We start from the raw sequence: 7,493 nt of genomic DNA, 5'->3' as shown, positions 1-7,493 counted from the left end.
GGTTGTCCCCATAAGCTTTAGTGGGAGTTTATGCTTGGGCAGCGCTTGTCTCCATAGTCTCTGTCTTGGTAGCCTTTGCGTAGGCAGTTTGTGCGTCCTCAGTAACTGTGGTGGTAGTCACTGCACTGGCAGTCACTGTGCGACCAGCGGTTGTAATGAAAGCAACTGCCTGAATAGTAGGTGCACCTCGACTGTCTGTGTGAGTCGTGATTGTCCACTTCCGGATGCATGATGTGGAAATTGAAGTGGCATTAGGGTCGAGCGTAAGAGGTGTGAGCATCTTAGCCTATGCCCCTCTATCACACCTGCTCCACGCTGGAGGAATCATGAATGATGTAGATTACGTCGGCGCAATTGTTGGCAGCTCCCTTGGAGTATTGGGGGCGATCACAGGCGTTCTCGGTAGTCTGGCCAAGATGAATCCTGAGAAGCATCTCGGCAAGCTGAGGATAATGGTATGGTTTGACATTGGATTGGGCTGTTTTCTGGCCGCAGTTGGCATTGTCACTTGGCTTAGAAGTTCAACTGATTATGGCTATGACTTGGCAGAGACACTTTTTTTCTCAGGGGTGGCGACAGTAGGTGTCGTTGGAACTGCCGCGAGCGAAGTCATCCCTGAAGCGCGAAGGTTTGCTTATACGCTTCTGCCTTCAGGCTTAATTTTCGTTGCCCTTAGTGTGTACTCGCATCTCACACACGCGCCGCCTGGCAGGAAAAGCCGCGAGCTAACCTGGGGGGTGATGTTACTCATTTTCTACGTCATCGCCAAGCTCTGGCACAACCTAATCACGCGCCGCAGAACTGAGACCAGATCATAATATAACCTGAGGCATGGCTATACTGCACCAGAGCTTGTAAAAAGGCTTTTCCGAGCCTAACGGGCCATTCTGGCGAGGCCTCAAGCGGATTCGACTCAATGGACATTAGTTACTGACCGACCCCAAAAATTACCAAACGACCGGATGGGAACATGACGCAGATGATCGCAATGCTAATTCTCCTGGCACTCTGCTTTTTCACAGGAAACCTCGGAGCCTTTGCTTCCGACAGTAATCATCTCGTTGGTGGTCTGATCATCTTCGTTGCATTCTTGATGATATTTCCCTCATTGCAAAGCGTGGCAAGCCTCTGGTCAAAGAGGCAGCGACTCTTTGCTTTGGTTTCCACGGCTTCAGCCGTTATAACTGGAGTCATGGCCGAGTCACCTCTGGTCTGGTTGGCGGCGGCGTGTCTCTTTGCCTATGGTTTAAGCGCCTGGTTTGAGGGTGAGGCATCCGCACAGTGGAGCATCTTGGGGCTAACGGCCGCCTTGTATTTAATGATCTTCGCCTTTTTCTATCCGCTCGAACCGTTCTGGAGATTGAGCTTGAACGGAGCAGTCTCCGCGACACGAAAGGTTGGAGCACTGGTTGACCATCTGTTGATCGCTGGCCCGTCGGCGAGTGGCTGGTGGATCTGTCTGCTCTTTGCCTGTTACGTCGTGGCCCGGTTTGTGATTGAAAAGTGCCTGTGGCGGCTGACGCTGGGAGTTGTCTCCGTGGTGGTACTGTTTGCAGGTTTCAATTTGATCAGCCTGCACTATCCACCCTGGCGATACCACACCCACACCGGTCTGAATCTTTTCAATTCTCAGATTCTATGCTATGCGCTGGGGGCGGGCGTTTTCTATTTGCTCTACGGGCGAATGAATATTCCTGAAGCCGTTGAAAGCCAGCCAAGGTTTTGGTTCGTTCTCCTCGCGCCGGTCCTTGTCGTGGTGTCAGTCGGAGCGCACGATATGGCTGTGAAGGGGTGGGAAAAAGAAAGCAAGGGAGGCCAAGTCGTTATCTTCGGCACGGAGCCTTCCGCTAGCTATGGAACGCCATCATTCGACCGGCTCGGCGTGGGCGCTTCGGGGATGTATGGTTTGCTCCCGAATTACCTTCGTGCCGCAGGTTTCGATGTCACCATTGTCGAACAAACAGAGAAGCTGAATGAGACGCTCGACCGGGCACAAGTCTTGGTGATCATCAGCCCAACAGAGATTTTTCCGCCGGAATTGCATCAGCGTATATGGAAGTTTGTAGAGACTGGCAGGTCATTGTTGGTGATGGGTGACCACACGGACATCTTTGGCACTATGAGGCCGCTCAATGACCTGCTCGCGCCGGTCAACGTGAGCTTCAATTTCGATTCAGCTTATCCGGCGCGCAACGCCTGGCGCTATTGCTATGAAAGTCTCCCCCATCCTGTGACACGATCTTTGGACCAAGTTAACGATGTTCTTCAATACGGCGTAGGCGCTTCCCTTTCCGTCTCAGCTCCAGCTTATCCCATCATCATCGGCAAGTTTGCCTTCTCCAACAAGGATAAGATTGAGACAGCATCTCTTCACCCTGGGAGCGCACGCCGTGCTGGAGCCTGCAAGATGCGGGCGTCCCAGATTACAGGCCATGACAACTGGTTATAGGAGTAAATTATGAAAGTGTTAACCAATGCCCTTGTGCTGTATCTCATCTTGAGCACGCCGCTGGATATGCTGGCGCAGCAGGCCGCTCAGAAGGAAACGGAATCAGGCGCACAAAAGGCCGAGCAACCCAAAGATGCTCAATCAGCGTGGCGTGAGGTGGCTCATCAAATGCTCGGCGCCATTATCCAAGAGACCGACAAGATTGAGGATTTCGGCGAGCGGGTGCGTCTGAAAGCCCGCGCTGCCGGCTTGCTCTGGAAGCTGAATGAGCCGCAGGCCCGGACGCAATTCCTCCAGCTTCTGACTGCCATCACCCAGCATCAGCCTCAGGGAAAGACTGCGCGCGAGACCAGTGAGCTGCAAAACGAGCTGCGGCACGACGTGATCCAAGAGGTGATGCGGCATGATCGTCAGTTTGCCGAAGAGCTGGCTAACTTCCAAGCGGAGAAAGCCAAACCAACGGACAGCGAGCAGACTGACAAATCGCGTCATGATCCAAAGGCAACTATCAAGGAGCGCACGGCACGGGCCAATAGACTGGCCAACCTCGCAGCAGATACGCTGTCGCAAGACCCAGAGCGGGCTTTGAAACTGGCAGAGGAGAGTGTAGCGGAAGGCATCGTGTCGCTTCCTCTTCTGAACATTCTCATTCCGCTGAAAATGTCTTTGGGAGCCACACGAACCAGTCCGCTCTTTGAGCGCGTGTTGGCGCTGCTCTTACAAGAACCGTACATCACCACCTTCGAGTTGCAAGTGCTGGTTGTATATGCCTTCCCCGATTTGCAACTGAGGACGTTGCCCAACGCGAGCGATGCTGTCCCGGCGCTCACGCCGCCCATGATGCAACCGCTTTTTGATCTGGCGCTGAAGGTTTTCGCGGGCACGCTGGAACGGATTGAGCGGGCGCCTTCATCCTCAGGGCAACGGCAACAGCTCGCCATGCACGCTTCTTTTCTGGCGCGGCAACTGCAACCCAAGCTTGAACGATTTGGGACGGTGGAGGCAGTGGTAACGCTCACTTCACTTGCCGAGCAACTGAGCAAACTGCTGTCTCAAGAACAGCGGCAGATGGTGGAAGCCAACGCCAATCCTCAAGCGAATGTAGCCAATCTGCTCAGTATGGCTGAGCGAGAAAAGGACCCGAATCGGCGCGACGCCTACTACGCGCAGGCAGCCATCTCGGCGTATGGTACGGGAGATTATCACAATGCGCTGAAGCTTGCCGAGCGCATTGAGAATCGCGAGGTGCGTCAGCAAGTGCAGCAGCAGACCAAACAGTTGTTGGTGCAAGTGCTCGCCGATCGAGGCGACGTTGAGGCTGCTGCCCAACTGGCGCGGGAGCTGGACCAGCCGGCGCAACGGGCTTGGGGATTATTTTGGGTAGCCCGAGCAGTAGCCAAGAAGAAAGACGAACAGCCGCGCGCCATTCCCTTGCTGGTGGAGGCACAGCAGCAGGCGATGAAGCTGGATGACTCGGTTGAGAAGGGGCAAGTCTTCCTCTGGATCACTGACGTGCATCTGGAGATTGGTTCGCCACGCTCGTTTGAGATGTTGAGTCAAGCGGTCAAAAGCATCAATGGCGCGTTCGATGAGAAAGGGAACCCCAGATTCTTAATGGCTTCAGTCTATGGCCAAGTCAAGCCGGCGACACCGAGCAACGTCCGAGCCACAGCGGTTTTTCAGTTTGAGGCACTCTTTCAAAAACTCGCTCGCCAGGATTTCCCCCGGACGATGGGCATCGCGTTGGAATTTCGCCGACTCGAGCTCCGGCTGTTGGCTCAATTGGCCGCTTGCCGGGCCGTCTTGGTAGCCGAATAAAGTGAGCAGTCATCACAGCTCCTACCCTGTAAGGTGGCTGGTTCATTGCTTCACGCATAGAATCTTGGTATAGCGGTTGCACAAAAGTATAGGGTGAAGCCAACTTCATTTAGGAGGCTCTTTACGGTTCAACAAGTTTTATGGACAAAGCTAGTCGCCATTGGTTTACGTGTAGCTGCGTTTGGCGTTTATTCTCTCTTCGCACCAGCCTCTTCTTATGGCGCTATAACGCCAATTTTCCCTCATCCTGGAGGAGGAATTAACACTGGTTGTTACTGCTATTACGGCGGAGAAAGGTATTCGCCAGGAGCATGCCGGGGGGACAGAGATGCACCAGAGACCATGATGGGAACTGTTTTTGGAGGGATGATCCAACTTGCTGATAGGTTAAAAGCCTTTTGGTGGTACCTGTTCAGACTTCACCGCCGAGGCACTGCGCGCTAGGGAGATTCACTAATCGTGGTGTTTCTCAATGCGCTCGGTGCCTCAGTAGTAAAACTATCCTCGAAGTTACTCATTGGCATGTTACAAAACAAATGGGATTATCCCGTTCAAGATAGAATCCCAGGGTTAACTTGGGACACCAAATACGCACACAAAAAAATTGTAAGCTGCCGCTTGGGTCCTGCTATTCATTTCCGCTCATCAAATAGCCTTTCAGACTAAATGAACAGTTGCGTCGGATTCGACAAGTCGGGCGGGCTGGAGTGGAAACGCGAGAGTGGCTACCATCGTCGGAGTTTGGCGGAAACGGCAGTCTTTCGCTTCAAGATGATCCCTAGCGAGCGGGTCGGGGCCCGGAAGTTTTGAGAGTCAAGCGGCTCATGGGTTGGTCTGCTGCGCGGCGTTGAATCGGATGACACACTTGGGTATGCCCGACAGCTATGCTGCCTGAGGGCTCGCGGTTGCGGCTTACGAAACAATCTCCTCTCATCTCTGATTTACGCAACAAAGCCTTCTGATTTATGCAACAAAGCTGTCGGCCGGCCATTTTGAAGGAGAGAAAGTCATGAGTGATAGTGTATTCTGTCGTCCGAAGTTCGTCTGAACGAGGAAAGAAGGGAGACATATTCTTGTTGGTGCTCCTGGCAGTCTCGTTATCTCTGAATGTTCATCTAGGATGGAGGGTTCGACAACTGGAAAATGCCTTTGGTAGTCCCGGAAACTCGATCTTTCTTTCAATAGGTATGACTGTTCCGCCTGTAATGGCCACAGATCTGAAGGGTAAGCAGGAGACGATTTCCTATGCAGGCTACAGTATGCCAACGGTGCTTTACATCTTTTCTCCGACGTGCGTATGGTGTGACCTCAACACTGAAAACATAAAAACGCTGGTGGCCTTCAGCAGAAACACTTTCCGTTTTATTGGACTGTCACTGACCGAAGCTGAGCTGCAAGAATATCTGAATATACATCAGCTCAACTTCCCAGTTTATGAATTATTGCCTGACACTATCGGCAGGCTTGGTCTTGGGGTAACGCCACAAACCATTGTGGTCTCACCTGAGGGCAAGGTTCTGAGGAACTGGATCGGGGCGTATGGTGGGCGCACCCAACGCGAAGTGGAGGCTTATTTTGGCATTGCGCTTCCTGGTTTACCCTCGAAGGAGTTGAATGAGGGCGCGAGTTCTTTCTCAAGTTGCGGGTATTGCATTCGCGATGGGCTTGTTTATTCAGTGGGAGCCGTTATAAAGATTGGAAACCACCGATGGCGTTGTAATGAAGGTGGTCAGTGGGCTAAGCTTTAGGGCAGTCGCTTCTTGGGCACTTGGCGAACTGAGGTTTGGAAACAAGTGAAAACAAACCCTTCAGGAGAGTGATGAGAACCGTTTTGCAGGACCTACAGTACGGGCTGAGAACCTTCCGCAGAAACCCTGGTTTCACTTTGACCATAGTGCTGGTGCTCACTTTGGGAATCAGCGGAACCGCGACGATATTCACAGTTTTCTATGGTGTGATCCTTCAGCCGCTTCCACTGCGGAACCCTGATCGCTTGGTGATGATTGGTGCGCCGGCGCCGCCCGATGGCGATTCGCTGGACTGGTGGAGTCAGAGCCGGGCATTGGCAAGCCTCTGTGAGTATCGCTCAGGAGGTGTCAATTTGGGTGAAGGCGAGTGGCCGACACGGGTGTCGGCGGCGATGGTCTCGGCCAGTTTCTTCTCGGTCTTTGAAATATCTCCCCAACGAGGGCGTCCCTTCATCGCTGATGATGAAATACTCGGTAAGAACCAAGTCGCGCTCGTGAGTGATCGTCTGTGGAAGCAGAATTTTGGTCATGACCCTAACATCATCGGACGCGACATCACGCTAGATGGCATCAGGCATACGATTGTCGGTATCATGCCAGCCGGCTTTGGGTACCCTGGACAAACAGACGTGTGGGTCCCTCGGGCTGTTGGCGGGGGTTCTCTCTATTTAGGAGATGACGAGCAGAGCAATTGGCCCACGGCTCTTCGGCACACGCTAGTTGGCCGCCTGCGCCCTGAAATTAGCCTGACACAGGCCCGTTCAGAGCTCCACACACTCTTTAGGCGGTTGGAGGAGACCTATGCCGCATCGCAGGTTCAATTTGGCTCGGGTGTCCAAGTTATCCCATTGCAAGAGGCGCTAGTGGAAAACTTTCGACCAGCACTGTTGGCGCTCTTGGCCGGAGCAGGGTTTCTCTTGCTTACAGCTTGCGCCAATTCCGCCAACTTGATGCTGGCACGAGCTGTCACCCGGCAACAAGAGCTTGCGATTCGTCTTTGCTTGGGGGCAACGCCCTGGCGCGTTATGCGCCAACTACTAACCGAAGCTGTATTACTGGCCGTTGTGAGTGGTTCGCTAAGCATCGTGGTGGCGCATTGGGGCGCAGAGGTTGTGCGAGCCGTCGGGCCGAGAGATGTTCCCCGACTAGCGGAGGTCCACGTCAGCCCCGTCGTGCTTGGCTTTGCTCTTGGTGTATCGCTGCTGGCAGGAATTTTTGTTGGCGTGGCCCCAGCCATTCAGGCGTTCACGCCAAGTCCGGTTGAGTTACTGAAACAAGGAGGCGCAAGAGCGATGACGGGATTCCGCCTGCGCTTCCGTCAAATCCTCGTGATGGTTGTAATCGTTTCAAATAACGTGCTCGGGAATGCGACGGGCAAGAGTTTTCTGTTGACACGGGGTGTTAGAGCAGGGCGGCCAAGGGGACTCGGTCACCCGCTTGCCGCAGCCAGGCCATCAAGTAGACAAAGCCAAGGAGGT

General features: G+C 53.6%; 5 protein-coding genes and 1 pseudogene. All 6 read left to right on the top strand.

Annotated features, from left to right (window positions below):
• Positions 1-326 precede the first annotated feature (326 nt).
• Entirely contained in the window at positions 327-818 is a 492-nt protein-coding gene (locus tag NZ823_17620) for a hypothetical protein (GenBank protein MCS6806947.1), read from the top strand.
• A gap of 152 nt (positions 819-970) precedes the next feature.
• Entirely contained in the window at positions 971-2,449 is a 1,479-nt protein-coding gene (locus NZ823_17615; protein MCS6806946.1) for a hypothetical protein, read from the top strand.
• Positions 2,450-2,458: 9 nt separating this feature from the next.
• A complete protein-coding gene (locus NZ823_17610) occupies positions 2,459-4,267 on the top strand; it encodes a hypothetical protein (protein MCS6806945.1) in 1,809 nt (602 codons plus the stop codon).
• A gap of 699 nt (positions 4,268-4,966) precedes the next feature.
• Positions 4,967-5,059, top strand: a pseudogene (locus NZ823_17605) (IS5/IS1182 family transposase).
• A 281-nt stretch (positions 5,060-5,340) separates the two neighbouring features.
• The gene (locus NZ823_17600) at positions 5,341-6,015 is read left to right on the top strand and encodes a peroxiredoxin family protein (protein ID MCS6806944.1); all 675 of its coding nucleotides are present in this window, start codon (positions 5,341-5,343) and stop codon (positions 6,013-6,015) included.
• Positions 6,016-6,086: 71 nt separating this feature from the next.
• A partial coding sequence (locus NZ823_17595) for an ABC transporter permease (GenBank protein ID MCS6806943.1) occupies positions 6,087-7,493 on the top strand: 1,407 nt, incomplete at its 3' end.

This window comes from Blastocatellia bacterium (assembly GCA_025054955.1).
Taxonomy (GTDB): Bacteria; Acidobacteriota; Blastocatellia; order HR10; family J050; genus JANWZE01.
This window is presented reverse-complemented; position numbering and strand designations above follow the sequence as displayed.

Coding starts and splice junctions, on each gene's coding strand:
- NZ823_17620 (MCS6806947.1), top strand. CDS start 327: ATGAATGATGTAGATTACGTCGGCGCAATTGTTGGCAGCTCCCTTGGA.
- NZ823_17610 (MCS6806945.1), top strand. CDS start 2,459: ATGAAAGTGTTAACCAATGCCCTTGTGCTGTATCTCATCTTGAGCACG.
- NZ823_17615 (MCS6806946.1), top strand. CDS start 971: ATGACGCAGATGATCGCAATGCTAATTCTCCTGGCACTCTGCTTTTTC.